At 66.7% G+C, this 16616-nt stretch carries 12 protein-coding genes; 5 read left to right on the top strand and 7 right to left on the bottom strand.

Annotated features, from left to right (window positions below; translation table 11 throughout):
• The first annotated feature begins 17 nt into the window (after window positions 1-17).
• Window positions 18-1607, top strand: coding sequence for a transglycosylase SLT domain-containing protein (locus QO058_RS31330; RefSeq protein WP_432212001.1), 1590 nt, complete (start codon window positions 18-20; stop codon window positions 1605-1607).
• 114 nt (window positions 1608-1721) lie between these two features.
• Window positions 1722-2000 carry a hypothetical protein gene (locus tag QO058_RS02075; RefSeq protein WP_284170090.1) on the top strand — a complete coding sequence of 93 codons (279 nt, stop codon included), beginning with the start codon at window positions 1722-1724 and terminating at the stop codon, window positions 1998-2000.
• 107 nt (window positions 2001-2107) lie between these two features.
• On the opposite strand, the gene QO058_RS02070 is transcribed toward QO058_RS02075, so the two are convergent.
• From QO058_RS02070 to tssK, 6 genes are read right to left on the bottom strand one after another with little or no spacing between them, the layout of a single operon-like run.
• Window positions 2108-4051, bottom strand: a complete 1944-nt coding sequence (locus tag QO058_RS02070; RefSeq protein WP_284170089.1) for a serine/threonine-protein kinase — start codon at window positions 4049-4051, stop codon at window positions 2108-2110.
• Complete coding sequence (locus QO058_RS02065) at window positions 4048-4845, bottom strand: PP2C family protein-serine/threonine phosphatase (RefSeq protein WP_284170088.1); 798 nt, start codon at window positions 4843-4845, stop codon at window positions 4048-4050. The genes QO058_RS02070 and QO058_RS02065 overlap by 4 nt, the downstream gene beginning before the upstream one ends.
• Window positions 4842-5534, bottom strand: coding sequence for a type VI secretion system-associated protein TagF (tagF, locus tag QO058_RS02060; RefSeq protein WP_284170087.1), 693 nt, complete (start codon window positions 5532-5534; stop codon window positions 4842-4844). Before tagF ends, QO058_RS02065 begins: the two co-directional genes overlap by 4 nt.
• Before the next feature lie 14 nt (window positions 5535-5548).
• Window positions 5549-9211: a type VI secretion system membrane subunit TssM gene (tssM, locus tag QO058_RS02055; protein ID WP_284170086.1), complete on the bottom strand. Its 3663-nt coding sequence runs from the start codon at window positions 9209-9211 to the stop codon at window positions 5549-5551.
• 31 nt (window positions 9212-9242) lie between these two features.
• Complete coding sequence (icmH, locus tag QO058_RS02050) at window positions 9243-10769, bottom strand: type IVB secretion system protein IcmH/DotU (protein WP_284170085.1); 1527 nt, start codon at window positions 10767-10769, stop codon at window positions 9243-9245.
• Entirely contained in the window at window positions 10766-12103 is a 1338-nt protein-coding gene (tssK, locus tag QO058_RS02045) for a type VI secretion system baseplate subunit TssK (protein WP_284170084.1), read from the bottom strand. Before tssK ends, icmH begins: the two co-directional genes overlap by 4 nt.
• Window positions 12104-12293: 190 nt before the next feature.
• Between tssK and QO058_RS02040 the strand changes: the two genes are divergently transcribed.
• The 3 genes from QO058_RS02040 to QO058_RS02030 all read left to right on the top strand — a co-directional run bounded on the left by QO058_RS02040 (window position 12294) and on the right by QO058_RS02030 (window position 15303).
• Window positions 12294-12794 carry a PAAR domain-containing protein gene (locus QO058_RS02040; protein ID WP_284170083.1) on the top strand — a complete coding sequence of 167 codons (501 nt, stop codon included), beginning with the start codon at window positions 12294-12296 and terminating at the stop codon, window positions 12792-12794.
• A gap of 1 nt (window position 12795) precedes the next feature.
• Window positions 12796-13578: a hypothetical protein gene (locus QO058_RS02035; protein WP_284170082.1), complete on the top strand. Its 783-nt coding sequence runs from the start codon at window positions 12796-12798 to the stop codon at window positions 13576-13578.
• Between the two features lie 93 nt (window positions 13579-13671).
• Window positions 13672-15303: a PAS-domain containing protein gene (locus QO058_RS02030; RefSeq protein WP_284170081.1), complete on the top strand. Its 1632-nt coding sequence runs from the start codon at window positions 13672-13674 to the stop codon at window positions 15301-15303.
• Between the two features lie 11 nt (window positions 15304-15314).
• Here the strand turns inward: QO058_RS02030 and QO058_RS02025 are convergent, their stop codons facing one another.
• On the bottom strand, window positions 15315-16220 hold the full coding sequence (locus QO058_RS02025) for a DMT family transporter (protein WP_284170080.1): 906 nt from the start codon (window positions 16218-16220) through the stop codon (window positions 15315-15317).
• Between the last annotated feature and the right edge of the window lie 396 nt (window positions 16221-16616).

The raw sequence follows: 16616 nt of genomic DNA, 5'->3' as shown, positions 1-16616 counted from the left end.
AGCAGCGGTAGCGAGGGATGAGTCAGCGCTTCAAGCAGTTTCAGGCCGCATTCCAGGAGGATGCCTGCCTCGAAACCATCATGCAGGCGCGACAGGGCGGCATCACGCTGGCCTGCTCCGCTTGCGGGAAGACGTCGGCCTTCGCGCCGCGGGTGAAAATGCGCGCCTATGCCTGTCCGCATTGCGGTTTCCTGGTCTCGCCCTGCAAGGGGACTCCGCTGGAGAGCCGGCGCACGTCGCTGCAGCTCTGGTTCTTCGCGCTCAAAGCGTTGACCGAGCAGGGCCCGCGCGGCGCGGCCACGACGCTGGAACGCGAGGCGAATATCCCGGCCCAGCAGGCGCGCCGCATGATCGCCGAACTGCAGGAGGCGGCCAGCAAGGACGGCAAGGGGCCGGACTGGCTCGTGGCGGCGCAAAGGACAGTGATCGGGAGTGCCAACGCCACGAACCTTGCCGCCGGTGTCCCGTTCGCTGCAGCAGATGGCAGCTCCCGACTCCGACTCGCCTCCTATATCGGTGGAGGAGCACTGGTTCTGGCTATCGTCGGCGGTGTCGCGGTCGCGACCCTGAGGCCGGGATCGACCGAACTGAGCGGCGGCTTCGAGCCGATGGAAAGCGTCGAGGCGCCGTCGCTCAGGGCGCCGACCCGACCGTCGCTGATCCTGTCCTCGGTTGAAGGCGATCTCGAAGCAGCGCGACAGGCGACGCAGTTCGCCCTGAACGCCGATCCGTCGCTCGCGGCGATCAAGGAACAGATTGCAGCCGAGACGCCCAATCAGCCGGCGATGCCGATACCGGTCATGCCGCCCTCGAATATCATCCTCGTTCCGCCCAGCCTGCCGGGCAAGCCCGGCACCCCTACGGCCGCGGCGCGCGCGCAACTGCCGCAGGCGCCGATCAATTACAACGGCGACCCCAATCAGGTCCTGACCTTCGGGCCGATCAAGATTCGCCGGCATCTGGTCGAGATGATCGTCAGGGCAGGGCGCGTCGTCGGCGCCGACCCGACCCTGCTGATGGCGGTCGCCGACAAGGAGTCCTCCTTCTCGACAGCAGTGCAGGCGAAGACCTCCTCGGCGACCGGGCTGTACCAGTTCATCGAGCAGACCTGGCTCGGCGTGATTTTCGAGTTCGGCCGCAAGCACGGTCTTAATGCCGAAGCGGCGCTGGTCACCCGCAACGGCCGGCAGTTCGTCATCGCCGACGCGAACGAGCGCCAGCGCATCCTCGATCTCAGGCGCGAGCCCTATCTCTCGGCTTTGCTGGCGGGCGAGATGCTGAAGCGCGACACGCTCAGGCTTGAGAAGGCGATGGGGCGCCATCTCACCGGCGGCGAGATCTACCTGATCCATTTCCTCGGGCCGGATGCGGCGCAGACCTTCATCGAGACGATGGAGGAAACGCCCGGCGCCAGCGCCGCGGCGCTTCTGCCGCGCCCGGCAGAGGCCAACCGCCCGATCTTCTATGCCCAGTCCGGCGGCGAGACCAAGACGCTCTCGGTCTCCGAGGTGCACAAGAAGTTCGACGAGATGATCAAGGTCAGGCTCGACCGCTACAAGATCGTGCGTGGCCCTGCGGCCGGACCGGCGCGGCCGCCACAGAAATAGGCGCCGGAGGCGAATACCGGCCAGGCCGGGCCAAAGCGATCGCGGGCACAACGAATTTGCCGCGAAGGTGGCGATGGCCCATCATCAACCAGTCGCAGAGGCGAGGAGACGACGATGGCGAAGAACCGGTTCGAGCAGGTCGACGAGCCGCAGCCCGATGCCATCACGCTGAGCCTCGGCCAGCGCCATGGCAAGAGCTTCATCCGCATTGCCTGCCCGGCGGAGCTGGCTGGCGGCCATCTCGCCAACGACTTCGTCAGCGACGAGCTCGATCCGATCGAGGGGTTCCGCTCGGCCGTCCGCCTCGCCAACGAGATCAAGGCCCCGATCGTCGTCGAAGACAACGAAGGCCTCTGGCAGGCGGAATGGGGCGAGCTGTTCCGGGAGGATTGAAGGCAGCCGTCATGCTTGGGCTTGCCCGAGCATCTTGGAAGCCAGTTCCTTCTGGTCCTGAGATTCTCGGGTCTGCGCTTCGCTCCGCCCGAGAATGACGCCTGCTTTCACTCGATCCGGAAATACTTGATGCCGATGCCGACCTTGCCGCCGGCGCGGGCGATGTCCTGGTGCAGGCCGGGGAAGATGTCACCGGCCGGAGCCGGGTTGGGGCCAGTCAGCGTCGGCAGCGGCGCCTGGCTGACGAGGGCCAGCACGGTTTGCGGCCGCACCGGGGCGCCCGAAGCGGCCGTCGATTCCAGTTTCAGACTGAAGCTCGCCTTACCACCCTCGCGACGGGTGTAATTCGCGAGATTGTAGACCAGGCCGTCATCGCCGATGAGCAGGATGTCGAGATGCCGGTTCGGGTCACTCTCGACCGTGCCCGAGAGCGCGTCGCCGCTCTTGATGGTGAAGGCGCCGATCTGCATCACCGGGCTGCGGTCGATGCCGCGACCGAGCTGGCGCAGGAAGTCGACCATCGGGCATTGGGCAGTGGTGATCGTACGCAGGCTGATCTGCGCCTCGTAGCCCTGCGCCTTCTTGAAAGCTCCGTCGAAGCTGACGAAAGGCTCGGCTGAACTGCCGAAGCCTTCGATCGTGGTGCGCTTGTCGGCGATCGCCGTCGGCCACAGGAAGAAGCAGGAACCACCATCATAATCCGCGACATAGCGCGCCGTCCGTTCGGCAGCCGTGCGCGGCTCGGGTTCCGGACCGGACGGTGTCGGCGGTGGAACGGTTGGTGTCGGCTTCGGGCCGGTCGTCGATGCCGGGCTCGGTGGCGGTGACGTCGACGTCGGATTCAGCTCTGGCGGAGCTGCAGCAGGCGGCAGTGGCGGCGCAGTCGGACCGGGAGCCGCCGGCGGCTGCAAGGTGGGTGGCTCGTTCTGGCTCGCGGGCTGCGGCGACGGTCCCGGTGTGGCCGGCGGAGTCGGATTCGCGGGGATGAGTTCGGGCGGCGGGCTGCTCGACCCCGCGCCCGAGGGAGGCAGCGGACGATCATCGCTCAAGGGCGGCGGCGACGTGTTCATTGCCTGTTGTGTCGGGCTCGCACGGCCCAATATTTGCCAGGCGACGAAGCCACCGCCGGCGAGTAGCGCGAGCGCCGCGACCCCCGCGACCAACGGCCAAGGGAAGGCACGCTTGCCGCTGGGCCCCGCGCTGCCCTTGGCCTGCCAGGCAGCGACTTCGGCCATGTCGGCCTGGCGATCCTTCGGATCGGGGGCGAGCATGCGCGCGAGCAGCGGGCGGATGCGCTTGTCGATGGCCGAGAGATCGGGAACGCGGCGGCGCTTCTCGAGGATCTGCATCTGCGTTCCGCCCATGTCGAGCGGGCGACCGCCGAGCGCTTCGGCGAGCACGAGGCCGAGGCTGTAGATGTCGGACTTGCCGGTGACCTCGGCGCCGTAGAGGCCGAGCTGCTCGGGCGAGACGTAGTTGTACTTGCCGGCAAAGCCCGAGCCGATCACGGTCTTCTCGGCCAGCTTCGACTTGGCGATGCCGAAATCGATGATCTTGGCGCGGGTGACCTGGCCGCCGGGCAGGATGATGTTGTCGGGCGACATATCGCGATGGGTGATGCCGAGCATATGGGCGGCATGCAGGCCGGACGCGATGCGCCGGCGCAGCAGATCAACCTCCTCGAAGGGCAACGGCCCTTGCTTCAGCCGATCTGACAGCGGCTGGCCGTCGACGAACTCCATGGCGAGATAGGTCGCCTGCGTCGCCGGGTCGACGGTGAAGACGTAATAGCGGACGATCGCCTCATTATAGAGGTTGTGCAGCGCCGACGCCTCGTTACGGAACAGGGCGATGACATTGGCGTCTTGCGCCATGTCGGAACGAACGATCTTGATCGCGACCGCGTCGCCGGTCTGGATGGCGCGGCCCTGATAGACCTCGCCCATGCCGCCGGTCGCGATCAGGCGCTCGATTTCGTAGATGCCGTTCAGCCGGACGCCCGGCGCCAGGCCCGTGCGCGGCAGGAAGACGGTGCGGTCGGGGTCGTTCATGGCGCATCGCTCCGGCGCTGGCGCATGTTCGGCACCCAGCGCGTCTTCTCGGTTCCGCCATCGTGATGATAGCGCACCACGATCACGGTGACATTGTCGGTGGCGCCGCGCTCCAGGGTCAGCGCCAGCAGCGCGTCGCTGGCGGCCTGCGCACCGCCGGAGGAAGCCGCTCGCAGGATCTCCTCGTCGCGGACATGGTCGGTCAACCCGTCCGAGCAGAGCACGAAGACGTCGCCGCCTTCGAGTTCGCCATGATCGATTTCGAGCTCGGGGCGATCATGGACACCGATGGCGCGGGTGATGACATGCCGCCTCGGCCAGGTCCGCGCCTCCTCGGCGGTCAGCAGGCCGCGCTCGATCATATCCTGCGCCTCGGTGTGATCGCGCGAGACCTGGGTGATGTGGCCCCCGCGGACGAGATAGACGCGGCTGTCGCCGCACCAGACGCAGGCGAAATGGCGGCCATGGGCGAGCAGCACGGCAAGCGTCGCACCCATGGTGGCGCCGTCATGCTCGCGGATCATCCGGCGCAGTTCCGTATTGGCCTCGATCACGCCGCGCTCGAGCCGGTCGAGCAATTCGGCGGCCGAGGCAGCTGGGCCGATGGCGGAAAGGCTCGCCGCTACTGTCGCGCTCGCCATGGCGCCGTTCTGATGGCCGCCCATGCCGTCCGCGACGGCCCACAGGCCATGCTCGGGCCGGACGACCAGATTGTCTTCGTTATGGCTGCGCACGCGCCCGGCATGGCTGACTGCGCCCGTCTCGAAGGAGGCGCCGGGGCTGTGCTCGTTCATGCTGTCGATCCCGCACCGAGGAAGGCGTCGAAGCGTCCGGTCAGAAGGCCGGTGAAGAGATAGGGGCTTGGCAAGCCCTGGCCGACAAGGGCGAGCGGTTCGAAATCGTCGCCGCCGACCGTCCAGAGATAGCTGGCATGGGCGTAGGAGTGGGTATGGTCCTCGACCCGCAAAGCGGTGAGCCTTGCCGGGAAGGTGGCGGAATCAAGCGCGCTGACGATCGTGCCGTCGGAGAGCCTGACCATATCGGTGGGCGGGGCGGCCATGAGGTCGTCACTCGGCATTGTGAGCCCGCCCAGCGCCTGCGAAACCGTCTCATAGCTCGCCTCGGGCTCGAGCGCGTGCAGCAGGAAGTCCTCGGCCTGCGCGAACCAGGCGTCCTGCGGGTCGAGTTCCGGCGGCGGGATCGCGGCGCCAGGGCCGGCGAGCGCGAAGACCGTCAGCGGGAAATAGCGACCGATGCCGTCGACCGATGGCATGAAGGCGCCGGCGACGGTGGTGCCGCAGAAGGCGCTGCCGAACCAGAAGCGCCAGATCGGGGCGTTCAGGAAGGCATTCTGCCAGCCTGTGCCGAGCTCGACCCGGCTGGCTGTAAGCCCGCCCTGGAGCCAGGGCTCATAGGCCGAGAGAAAAGCCGTGGGCGCATTCAGCGCGATGAAGTCCCGCTTGCCCGGAAGCTTCCCGAACAATCCGCAGCCCATTCTCAAATCCCCGCCGGACAACGGATTTCGCGCAGCGCCGGCAGCACCAGCGGGTTCTTCAGCGAGCCGACGCCGAACTGGTAGCCGACCTGGCGGCCACTGGCGGCGAGGGTGAAGACGACGTTGTCGCCCTGGCGCAGCACCGAGCCGGCATCGAGCAGGCGGAAGAAGGACCAGTCGCCGTCGCGCTCGAACATCTTGACCTCGCTCGGCGCGGCCGGGGTCGGGCTGTTGGAGAAGAAGCCGCCGCCGAAGATGCCGCCGGCATTGTTGTTGGCAGCAGCGCCACCGATCGCCAGGATGATCGAGGTCTTCTTCAGCCCCGCGCCCGGCCACATCACCGGCGTCGGCGTGTTGACGCCCTGCTGGCTGGCGACGGTGAAGCCGTTGATCTCGAGCTTGGCGCTCTGCGCATCCGAGGAGATGGTGGTCGGCACGACGACCATCTGGAAGTTGGGCAGGTTGCCGCCGGTCGGGAAGAAGGCCTCGCGGATGTCGCTGGCGCGCTGGAATTCGCGCAACGTCGTCGGCGAGAGGGCGCGGGCGACCCGGCTGTCCTGACGCCAGTTCCAATTCTGGCCGGACTTGTCGATATAGGGGTCGAGCCGCTCCTTCATGAACTTGTCCATGGTGCCGCCGGGAGCGAACATGCTGGCGAAGGCGGTGAGCGGAATGTCGCGCGTCGAGGCCTTCACGAAGGGATAGCGGTTGGTCAGGATCTCGGCGCACTGGCGCGCGACGTCGCTGGCGAGCGCTTGCCGCAGCAGCGAGACGGTCGCGCCGGTGGCATCGCCCTCGAAATCGTTGACCGCTGCGACGATCATCGCGTCGAACGGAGCCGGATAACGCGAGGAATTGCCGCGCAGCGAGGCGATCAGCGGCACGAGCGCCGCATTGGCGGCGGCAGCCTGCGCCGGCGTGGTCGCGGCGATGGCGAGGTTCTGGTTGATCTCGGCGAAGATCTGCAGCGCCTGATCGACCGGCCGCTTGCCGCCATCGCCTTCGACCAGGACGTGGAAGGCCTTGAACTGCGCCTCGATATTGGCGCCGAGCGCCTCGCCGCCACCACCGCCCCCGAGGACGCGGTCGACGCCGGGCGCGCTGAGCGGCAGGCTGGTGCCGAGGCGGCTGAGCGAATAATTGGCGCGCTCCTCCAGGGTTTTGGCGGCCTTGTCGGCGACTTGCCCCGCCATCTTCTCGGCCGCTTGCGCCCCAGCCGGCCGCTTCGCCGCCGCCCGCTCTTTCGTCAATTGCGTCTCGTCGCGGATCGATTCGAGCAATTGCTTGAAGGGCGAGGTCGGGGCGGCGATCGCCGAGAGCGCGATGTATTTCGGCTTGTCGGCGTTGAGGGGACGCAGTTTCAGCCGGCGCAGCGTCCGCTGCCAGGACGCGGTGAAATCGCGCGCGTAGAGCTTGAGCAGATCCTGGAACAGGCTGGCATATTGCGAGGTGATCGCCGCCTGGTCGGCATTGTCGCCGAGCACCCAGCGTTCCTTCTCGATGCGCTCGCCGATATCGCCGAGCCGGTCGACGAAGGCGCTCTGGAAGCCGTCATAGGTGTAGAAATAGGGCACCCGGATCGAATCGAGATCCTCGCCGGAGACGCCCTCGAAGACCAGCCGTGCATCCGAGCCGCCGCGGATCGCCGCGACCCAATCGCGACCGGCATTGCGTCCCTGAGTGCGCAGCAGCTCATAGGCGCGCTCGGCGATGCTAAGCCGGCGCAGCGTGCGCTGGCTGCTCTCGATGAGCGGCTGGTTGAGCTTGACCACGGGCTCGCTGCCGTCGTCGAGGTCGAGTAGTGCGAGGAGATGCTCCTCCAGTGCCTCGCGCCCCTTGGCGTTGGCGGCGCCGGGGAAGAGGTTCTCGGCCCAGTCGAGCCGCATCCAGGCGAGCACGAGGTCGCGGTCGAGCGGAGCGCGGCCGCCGACCATCAGATAGACCTTGAGCGCCTCGTAGATGAAGCCGGGGTTGTTGACGTTGGCCTCGAGCTGCTCCTCGAGCCGGAAGATGATGCGCGAGCGCAGCAGCCGCTCCAGCGCCTGATGGTAGCTCTCCTGCGCCGCCGATTGCAGGCGCTCGCGCTGGCTCAGGCCGAAGGTGGCGGCAACCGGCGTTGGCTCGTCCTTGTCGGCGTAGCCGGCCGGCATGTGGCGCAGCTTGTGCAGCAGCGGCAGGACACGGCTGAAATTGCGCTCGGAGAGGGTGGTCTCCTGCAGCACCGGCGCGGCGCTGGAGCGATAGTCGGCGAGGCCGTAATTGCTCTGGTTGATCAGGTCGCTGTTGCGGGCATAGCTCGTCCACCACATGCCGCCGAGCGCCACCGAGACCAGCGCGACCGCGGCGAAGCCGGCGATGCGCAGCAAGGTCGAGCGGCGAGCGGCGCGCAAATCGGTCGAGACCCAGCCGGATTCGCCGATGATCACCTTCTGGATCAGGTCGGTGAGGAAGAAGCTCTTGCCGCGGCCGGAATAGCTGCCGGAATCGGCGTGCTCGCTGCCGAAATTGCGCGAGAGCGCACCGATCAGCTGGTCGATCGGCGTGCCTTCCTGGGTGCCGGAGGTGAAGTAGAAGCCGCGCAGCGTCGCGCTCGACTGGTAGCGCGTCGGCTCGAAGACCCGGCCGAGAAAATCGTTCACGATCGGCTTCAGTGCGGCCATCTGGCTCGGCAGGCCAAAGAGCTTGGCGCGCGAGGTCGGGTTATGCTCGTCCTGCAGGCGGTCGGAGAGGCGCTCGTTCAGGCGCTCGATCAGCGCGTCGAATTCCGGCAGCACGTCACCGATCATGTTGCGGGTCTTGTCGACGGTCTGGAAGGTGTGGCCCCAGACCATGCGCCGCTGCGGCTCGGAGAGCGCGGCGAAGAACTCGTTGAAGCCGGCGATCAGGTCGGTCTTGGTGAAGACGGCATAGACCGGGAAGTCGACCTTCAGCCGCTCGTTGAGCTCGAGCAGGCGGGCGCGGATCGCCTCGGCATGGGCGGTGATCTCCTCCTGCGAGGAGGTCAGCAGGTCCTCGACGCTGATCGCGACCATGACGCCGTTGATCGGCTGGCGCGGCCGGTTCGACTTGAGCAGGTCGAGGAAGGAGAGCCAGCTTGTCCGTTCAGCCTTGCTGTCGGTGTCCTGCGTGGTGTAGCGGCCGGCAGTGTCGATCAGCACCGCTTCTTCGGCAAACCACCAGTCGCAATAGCGGGTGCCGCCATTGCCGGCGACCGCCGCCGGCGCCTGGCCGCCGCGGGCGAGGGGGAACTTCAGCCCCGAATTGACCAGCGCGGTCGTCTTGCCGGCGCCGGGCGGGCCGATGATCACGTACCAGGGCAGGTCGTAGAGATAGTCGCCGCCATCCTTGCCGCGGGTGCGCCTGAGCGTCGCCAGCGCATCGCGCATGCCGGCGCCGAGCGCGGCACCGTCGCCGGTTTGCGACTCCTCCTTGGCCATCGCGTCGGAGAGCGCGGCGACGGCTCTGCGCCGGCTGATCACGATCCAGGCGATCCAGCCGAGCGCGCCGAGCATAAGAATCAGCGCGATCGGCAGCCTGACCCAGACCGATTCGAACGGACGCACTTCGCCGAAAGCGACGAAGGGGCCGCCGAACCAGATCAGCAGCGTCAGCGCGAGTGCGCCGACAAAGATGGCTGCGATCCTGAGCCACGTCGCGAGATTCATCGTCTGCCCGTCTCCTGCATCGTCGCCCGCCCTAGCCGTTCCGCTGGATCAGGATTTCGACGCGTCGGTTCTTAGCCTTGCCGGCTGCGGTTGCGTTGGTGTCGATCGGCGCGTCCTGGCCCTTGCCATCGGTGCTGATGCGGTCCGGCTGCTTCAGCTTGCTCTTCAAGAGGTCGCCGACCGCTATGGCGCGAGCCTTCGATAATTCGAGATTGGAGGGGAAGCGGGCCGTGCGGATGGGGTCGGAGTCGGAGTGGCCGACGACCTTGATCGCGCCGCCTTCCTCGTTGAGCACGGCGGAAATCCGCTCGATCAGCGGGCGGAATTCGTTGCGCACCACGGCCTGGCCCGGATCGAACAGGGTGATGTCCATCAGGCGCACGATGATCAGGTTCGGTGTGACCTGGCAGGTGATCGGCGGCTGCACCGTGGCGCAGACCTTGGGCTGCTGCGCCGGAGGCGGCAATGGCGGCGGCGGCCTTGCGGCGACCTTGCGGATGATCTCGATATCGCCCTTGGGATGGACCGAAAGCAGGGCGGCGGCCGAGGCCTCGGCATTGCCGCCGAGCAAGGCGCGGAAGATGAAATAGAGGCCGAGCACGGCGACCGCCGCCACGGCAGCGACCGACCATACCGGTATCTTGAAGCGCGCCAGCCGCCCGACCAGAGCCTGGCCCTGCCAGCGTGGCGACAATTCGGGATCGGGCTGCTTCACACGCCTCAGCGTCTCGAACAGGCTGCGCTGGATCATCTGCAAGTTGGCGGCGCCACCGGCCGAGGTGCGGTGCACGCCCTCGAAGCCGAGCGACAGGCAGGCATGCATCAGTTCGAGCAGGTCGTAATTGACGCTCGGATCCCGCTTGGCGCGATCCAACTCCTCGAAAAATCGCACACCGCCAGTCCGCTCGCCGAAGAAGCGCGAGAGCATGCTGTACTGCGTCCAGACATGGCGCTCGTCGCCAGGGATGTTCTGGACGATGTCGTCGGCAAAGGCGCAGATGATGTATTTCGCCGTGCGCGTCTGCTCGGCGGTGAAGCCGGCGGCGCGAACCTCATGGTCGAAGGCCTCGATGGTCTCGCCGACCTGGCCGATCATCTGCGTCGCCGGCGCGCTGGAGAGATTGGCGCGCAGGCGCCCGAGCAGCAGCAGCAGCGGGCCGGCGGCCTTGAGCAGCGGATTGACGTTGGGCGTGAGCATCTGCTCGCGCTTCGGCAAAGCCTGCGGCACATAGCCCTGCGGGGGCGGTGGCGCGCTTTGCCGCGGCTGCGGCTGAGACATCCACTCCTCGCCGCCGGGCACGCCGGGCGAGGGGGCTCCTTGCGGGTACTGCGGCGCACCGGAGGGCCCATAGGGCGAGGCCTGCGGTGGATAGCCGGCGGGCGGCTGCGGCGGATAGGGCGCGTTTGGCGGCGGATAAGGCTGGCCCTGCGGCGGATATCCCGGAGCTGCGTCCGGCGCCGGGCGCGAGGGTGGCGGCACGCGCCGACCCGCCGGGTTCGGCCGGATGAATGTCCGGTCGGAGCGGCCAAACGGATCGGACGGGCCGTCGTTGCTCATCGCCTGCCCTCGAGCACGGCCCAGAGCTCCATTTCGAGATCGGGCCAGTCACCGGAGAAGTGCATGCCGATCGAACTCGCCGTGCTGAACTCCGGCCAGAGCGGCGAGGTGCGGTCGAGATAGAAATAGACATGGTCGGTCAGTGCCCGGATCTGGGGCGGCGGCGTCGGCAAATGAACGAGATTGATGCCCGGCAGATGGGCATGGACGATCTCGTTCATCTTGGTGTTGGGGCCGATCTTGAACAGATGCGGAAACTGCGACTGGATCTCGGTGAGGGGCCGGCGCGCGGCCACTTCCAGGACCAGCGTCGCGTTGCGCATAAGGGCGCGGTCGCGGATCGTGGACATGAAGGCGTTCTGCGCGCGCTCGACGATCTCGAGCCGGATGGCGCGGCGGCCGAGCTGGGCCGAGAGGAAGTCCTGGATATCGCGCACCACCGGGGTGAAGCAGCCTTCCAGGTCGTCATGGTCGTATGCCGGGTAGTCGCGGGCGCGGCGCTCGGCAGTGGTGAAAGTGGCTAGCTCCCCAGCGATGGAAAGCAGCGTGATGAACAGGCGTTCCGGGTGGACGAAACGCGAACCGCGCATGTGTTTCAGCACCGGGATGTGCCGGTTGAGCAATTGCAGGATGAAGTAGTCGGCGCTTTGCAAGCCGCCGCCGGCGGTCGGATCGGCGGCGTAGCGGGCGAGCTCTTCGAGCTTGTTGTCGATCCAGCCGATGACGCGATCCATCCAGCCGTCGACCACCGGATGGGCCGAGCAAAGCAGCACCGGCGGCGCGAACTTCTCGTCGAACAAGATGGCGCGGTCACGCACTTCGAGGATGCGCCCGAGCGCGAGGCCGACATAGCCGGGCTTGCTGGTCTTGCGCAGCTCGAGGCCGAAGCGCGGATGGGCGATGTCGATCTCTTCGTCGACCCGCAGCGAGGCGGTCGAATCGATCAGCATCTCGGTCGCCGGATAAAAGCGGCTGGCCGAGCCGCTCAAACTGTCCTCGACTTCGCGCGTGTTGGAGGCCGCGAGCGGCAGCGAGAGCCAGGCCATCTGGCCGGAGGCGTTTTCCGGCACCTCGATCGCCGGCGGCAGCGGTGAATTGTCCGGCATGGCGAAGGGCGTGCCGTCCGGCATCACGCCAACGGCGCGCCTGAGCCCGATGCGGCTCTGCTGTGCCAGGTCGCGGTCGATCTCGAGCACCGAGAACCCCCACGGATAAGGCGTGACCTGCCGGACGCGATTCTCCAGCAGATTCTCGAGATAACGATCGTTCTGCTGCAGATGATGCGGCCGCAGGAACAAGCCTTCGGACCAGACGACCTTACTATACCACGACATCCGGTTCTCGCTATCTCAAGGCCTTGCCGGGAGCATATACAGCTCGTTCCGGAGCGTCACCATTCGTATGGACGATGGCAAGACCGGCTCTGCCTGCCACAAGGCGGTCTTCGCCAGGGCGAACCGCCTCGTTGACTTGCCCGGCCGGCCGGAGCGAAGCTCCGGACCGAGCGATCCATGAAGGTGTCCCATGCCGAAAGGCCCAGCCGCGCGCATTCTCGATCCCACCATCCATCCCTTGCCCGGCGTGCTGCAGCCAGGTCCCGGAAGCGTTAATGTGATCATCGGAGGCAAACTCGCCTGGCGCGGGGTTCCGGCCGGCGCCGCGGCGGCGATCCAGGGGGCCAAGGCTACCTCTGACGCGGCGATCCAGGTGGCCGAGGCGGCGACGCTCGCGGCGGCGGGCACACCAGGCGCGCCGGCCGCCAAGGTCGCGGAAGAAACCGCGAAGGCGACCGCTGCCGCCAGCATGGGCTCGATGATCACCGGCGCCGCCGGGGGAGCCGACATCCATATCTGCGCGACGCCGCTGCCGATCCCGCCGCATGGGCCGGGCGTGGTGATCGACGGCTCGCAGACCGTGCTGATCAACGGACTGCCAGCGTGCCGCGTGGGCGACACCATCATCGAAGCGGTCGGGCCGCCGAACAAGATCGCCATGGGCATGCCGACCGTCATTATCGGCGGCTGAGATGGGACGTCGTCGTTCTCCCGATCGCGCCGTCTCGGCCCAGGAGCGCTTCCGCCTGCTGCGAGTCCAGCGCTTTTCCTCCGATAATGAAAAGGCGATCTGGCACGGCCATTCGCGCAATGCGCGCGTCGCCAAGGTGCTGGTCTACATGGCGGCGATCCGGATGCCGGGCCAGGGAGGGCTGCCGCTGACGCCCAATCCAAGCGTGACCTGCAAAGGTGCCGAGCAGCAGTTCTTCAGCGCCTCCGGCGAGAATCAGGCCGCGCATCTGCTGCCCGGCCAGATCCTGATCGACAACGCCTATCCCTGGCTCTTCCTCCAGGGCGAGCCGGCGCGGCTGCTGCAGAACGAATTCGCCTATGTCGACCCGATCCACGCCAACTACAACGCGGCCGACCGGCTGGCCGAGCGCAACGGCATGGTCGATACGTTCGCTGCCGCCTGCCGCGCTATATTGACCAGCGCTGGCGAGCCCGAGCGGGACGTCTCCAACGCTTATCATCGCGTCTGGGTTACCGGGGCTTTGGCGGCGATCGCCGCGGCGGAACACGAATTGCGCTCCGAGCCGCTACCGCCGCCGCTGGTCTCCGGCGAGCCCGGCACCGAGGATTACGGCATGATTCTCAATCTCGAGGAGCGCGGCCAGGCGATGAACGACGAGGAGATCTGGAACAATTTCGAGCAGCTCAGCATGCTCGACTATTATCGCGCCGCGTTCGACGAGACGCCATCCGAGATCGAGCCGCGTGCGATCGTTGCGCTGCTCTCGGGCCTGGTCCGGTAGCTTCTCCCGCAAACTGCGGGCACCGCGGCTGCGAAACCTGACCTTAAGGAATTCGCGTGCAGCACTGGCCTCCTTCAAGTGGAGGTCGCTGACATGGTGCAGCGCCATATCCTCGATCGTCTGCGGGCCGTCAGCCTGCGCCATCAGGTCTATGCTGCGAGCTGCGCCTTCTTCGTCATGATCTGCGCGCTGGTGGCGGTGGCGCTCCTATCCTTCCGGCAGCAGGCGGAATACCAGGACAAGCTCAGCCTTTCGTCGCGCTCGGCCGCCTATGTCGAGCGGGCGAACGGCTTGATCTACGCTGTCGTGATGGAATCGCGCGGCATCTACATGTCGAGCGATTCCGCGACGGTGGCGCGCTACGGCGAAAACCTGCTGAAACGCAATCGCGACCTCGCCGATGTGGTCGATGCCTGGGAGAAGATCGTCCGAAACGACGATGCCGAGCTCTTTGCCGCGTTCAAGCCGCGCATCGGTGACTTCATCCGTTTCCGCGCCGAACTGGTGCGCCGCGCAAATGTCGTCAGCCAGGCGGCCGGGCGGGCTTGGGGTGACAACGAAGCAAACCGCACCGCCAGGGCTGCGCTCAATGCAGATCTGGAAGCGCTCGGGCAGATCTATGCGCGGCGAGCCGATGAGGTCGTCATCCTGAATCAGCGTGCCTGGTTCACCACCTGGCTCATCGTTCTGCTCGGCCTCGCGGTGCTCGCTCTTGCTGCTTACGTTGGCGCGTTGATCCGCCGCTCGCTGATCGCCCCGTTGCACGAGATCACCGAAACCGCCGACCACATCGCGGCCGGCAAGGTGGTCGTCACTGTGCCGCACAGCGAGCGTCTCGACGAAGTCGGCAAGCTCGGACAGGCCGTGCAGCAGCTTCAGGACACGCTGATCCGCAACAAGGAATTGCGGACGCTTGAACGGACGAGCTCGCGGCAGCGCGACAATCTCGAAATTCAGCTCCAGGAGAACAAGCGCCATCTGCTGGCAGCGATCAACAGCATGATGCCGGGCCTGATGATGCTGGACCCGGAGGGCAAGATCATCCTAATGAACGCGTCCTACCGGAAGATCTATCGGCTTCCGCAGGACATGCCGCAATCGGGCCTGACGATCCGCGATATCCTTCGGCGCCGGATCGAGATTGGTACCTTCGCCGGCGACGTCGAGAGCTATGTCGAGGCCATCCTTGCGCGGATCGAGCAGGGCAGGCCCGCCGTCAAGCATGTCGACCTCAAGGACGGACGGGTCATCCGTATCGTCGAGCGGCCGATGACCGGCGGCGTCGGCTGGGTGTCGACGCATGAGGATTTCACCGAGCAACGGCATCTGCAGCGCTCGCTCGAGCGCACCGAGCATCTGCTCGCAGCGATCATGGAGAACATCGGCGTGGCCATCGTCGCCAAGGACGCGGCGACGCTCCGCTACCTATTCGTCAATCGCGCGGCAGAGGTCCTGTTCGGCGTCAGCCGTGCCGAGATGATCGGCGGGACGGCGCGCGATGTCTTCGATGCCGAGACCGCTGACTGGATCGAGCACGAGGAGCGCCAGCTCCAGCGGGCGGAGGCCGGCGCCACAATGACGGTACGCGCGATCGAGACACCTGGGAACGGCCGCCGCCTGATCGGTATCAGGCGTGTGCTCATCGCGAGCCATGACGGCGAGTCGCGCGTGCTGCTGAGCCTGATCGAGGAGCGGACCGAGCAGGCGACGCAGGCTGCCGGCTGAGGCGCGCTGCCTCAGCTCTTGCGGCGCGCGGGTGAAGTGGTCGCAACGATCAGCCCGGCGACGACAATCACGGCGATTCCGGCACAGGTTATCGGCGAAGGCAGGTCGCCGAACACGACAAAGCCGAGCGCGGTCGCGCCGATCAGCTCGAGATAGACCAAGGGCGAGAGCGTCTGCACCTGCGCCAGGCGGAAGGCGCTGATCGTCATCAGGTTGCTGATCGTGGCGACCAGGCCCATCAGCAGGATCAGCAGCAGCTCTTCGCGCGTCGGCGTCGTCCATTGCAGCAGGGCGAACGGCATCAGCATCAGGATGCCGAGCACGAGCTGGATCGTCAGCGTCGCCACCGGTGGCCGGTCCTGCGCGGTGGCGCGGGTCAGCACCAGATAGCAGGCCATGCAGAAGCCGGAGGCGAGCGCGATCAGCGTGTCGGTGCTGGTCTCGGTACCCGGGCGCACGACGAGGATGGCGCCGACGAAGCCGAGGGCGACTGCGAGCAGCTTTCGCCGGTCGAGCCGCTCGCGCAGCGCGATTGAGGCGAGCAGGGTCGCCACGATCGGGGCGATGAAATAGGCGCCGAGCGCATCGGCTAGCGGAATCCGCACGATCGCCACGAAATAGAGTGTCATCGCCGCGACGAGGAAGGCCGTGCGCAGGATTTGCGACAGCCAGTAGCGGCCCGAGGATGCCGAGGCCGTTGCCGTCATGCGCCCGCGCTGGAGCAGGGCGACCGGGAGGATGAAACCGAGCGCCGCGACATAGCGTATCCAGCTCAGGAAGACCGGTGAGTGAGCGCTGCTGAGATATTTGGCGATGGCGTCGGAGGTCGGGATGATCAGCATCGACACCGCCATCAGCACGACGCCGAGCGTCTCGTTGCGGAGCCGAGGGCGGGGCTGATCAGGGGAGGAGGTCATGCGGCCGAGCCTTACACGATTCCGCCGGGCGGGCAGGTGTCGCCGTTAACCCCCTTTCAGCTTCGGTAAATGCTCGTTAACCGCCTGCGACGTCAGCAGCCTAGCAGCGCCGTTGCGACATTGACGCGAACAAACAGAAAACTAATATGAACATATAGAGAACATTGGAGGTCGGACATGCTGGTTGCCCGTAAGCTGATGGCCGGAGCCGTGGAGTTCCTCGCGCTCGCGCTCTTCGTGGGAATGATCTGGGTTTGGGCGGCGCTCGCCTCGGGGCCGCACGTCTGACAGCCTTACGGACGGAGGCTGGAGATGCTTTGGCGACGTGTCCACAGCCTCGCATCCCGGCCCGCTCGACCGAGATGGGGTGGCGCGCCATAACCGGTTCGGAGCATG

The sequence above is a fragment of the Bosea vestrisii genome (genome assembly GCF_030144325.1).
Classification (GTDB): Bacteria; Pseudomonadota; Alphaproteobacteria; order Rhizobiales; family Beijerinckiaceae; genus Allobosea; species Allobosea vestrisii_A.
Note: the sequence above shows the minus strand (reverse complement) of the source record. Positions and strands in the feature narration are given on the sequence as shown.

Coding starts and splice junctions, on each gene's coding strand:
- tssM (WP_284170086.1), bottom strand. CDS start 9,211: ATGAATCTCGCGACGTGGCTCAGGATCGCAGCCATCTTTGTCGGCGCA.
- QO058_RS31330 (WP_432212001.1), top strand. CDS start 18: ATGAGTCAGCGCTTCAAGCAGTTTCAGGCCGCATTCCAGGAGGATGCC.
- QO058_RS02075 (WP_284170090.1), top strand. CDS start 1,722: ATGGCGAAGAACCGGTTCGAGCAGGTCGACGAGCCGCAGCCCGATGCC.
- QO058_RS02025 (WP_284170080.1), bottom strand. CDS start 16,220: ATGACCTCCTCCCCTGATCAGCCCCGCCCTCGGCTCCGCAACGAGACG.
- QO058_RS02030 (WP_284170081.1), top strand. CDS start 13,672: ATGGTGCAGCGCCATATCCTCGATCGTCTGCGGGCCGTCAGCCTGCGC.
- QO058_RS02035 (WP_284170082.1), top strand. CDS start 12,796: ATGGGACGTCGTCGTTCTCCCGATCGCGCCGTCTCGGCCCAGGAGCGC.
- QO058_RS02040 (WP_284170083.1), top strand. CDS start 12,294: ATGCCGAAAGGCCCAGCCGCGCGCATTCTCGATCCCACCATCCATCCC.
- QO058_RS02065 (WP_284170088.1), bottom strand. CDS start 4,845: ATGAACGAGCACAGCCCCGGCGCCTCCTTCGAGACGGGCGCAGTCAGC.
- icmH (WP_284170085.1), bottom strand. CDS start 10,769: ATGAGCAACGACGGCCCGTCCGATCCGTTTGGCCGCTCCGACCGGACA.
- tssK (WP_284170084.1), bottom strand. CDS start 12,103: ATGTCGTGGTATAGTAAGGTCGTCTGGTCCGAAGGCTTGTTCCTGCGG.
- QO058_RS02070 (WP_284170089.1), bottom strand. CDS start 4,051: ATGAACGACCCCGACCGCACCGTCTTCCTGCCGCGCACGGGCCTGGCG.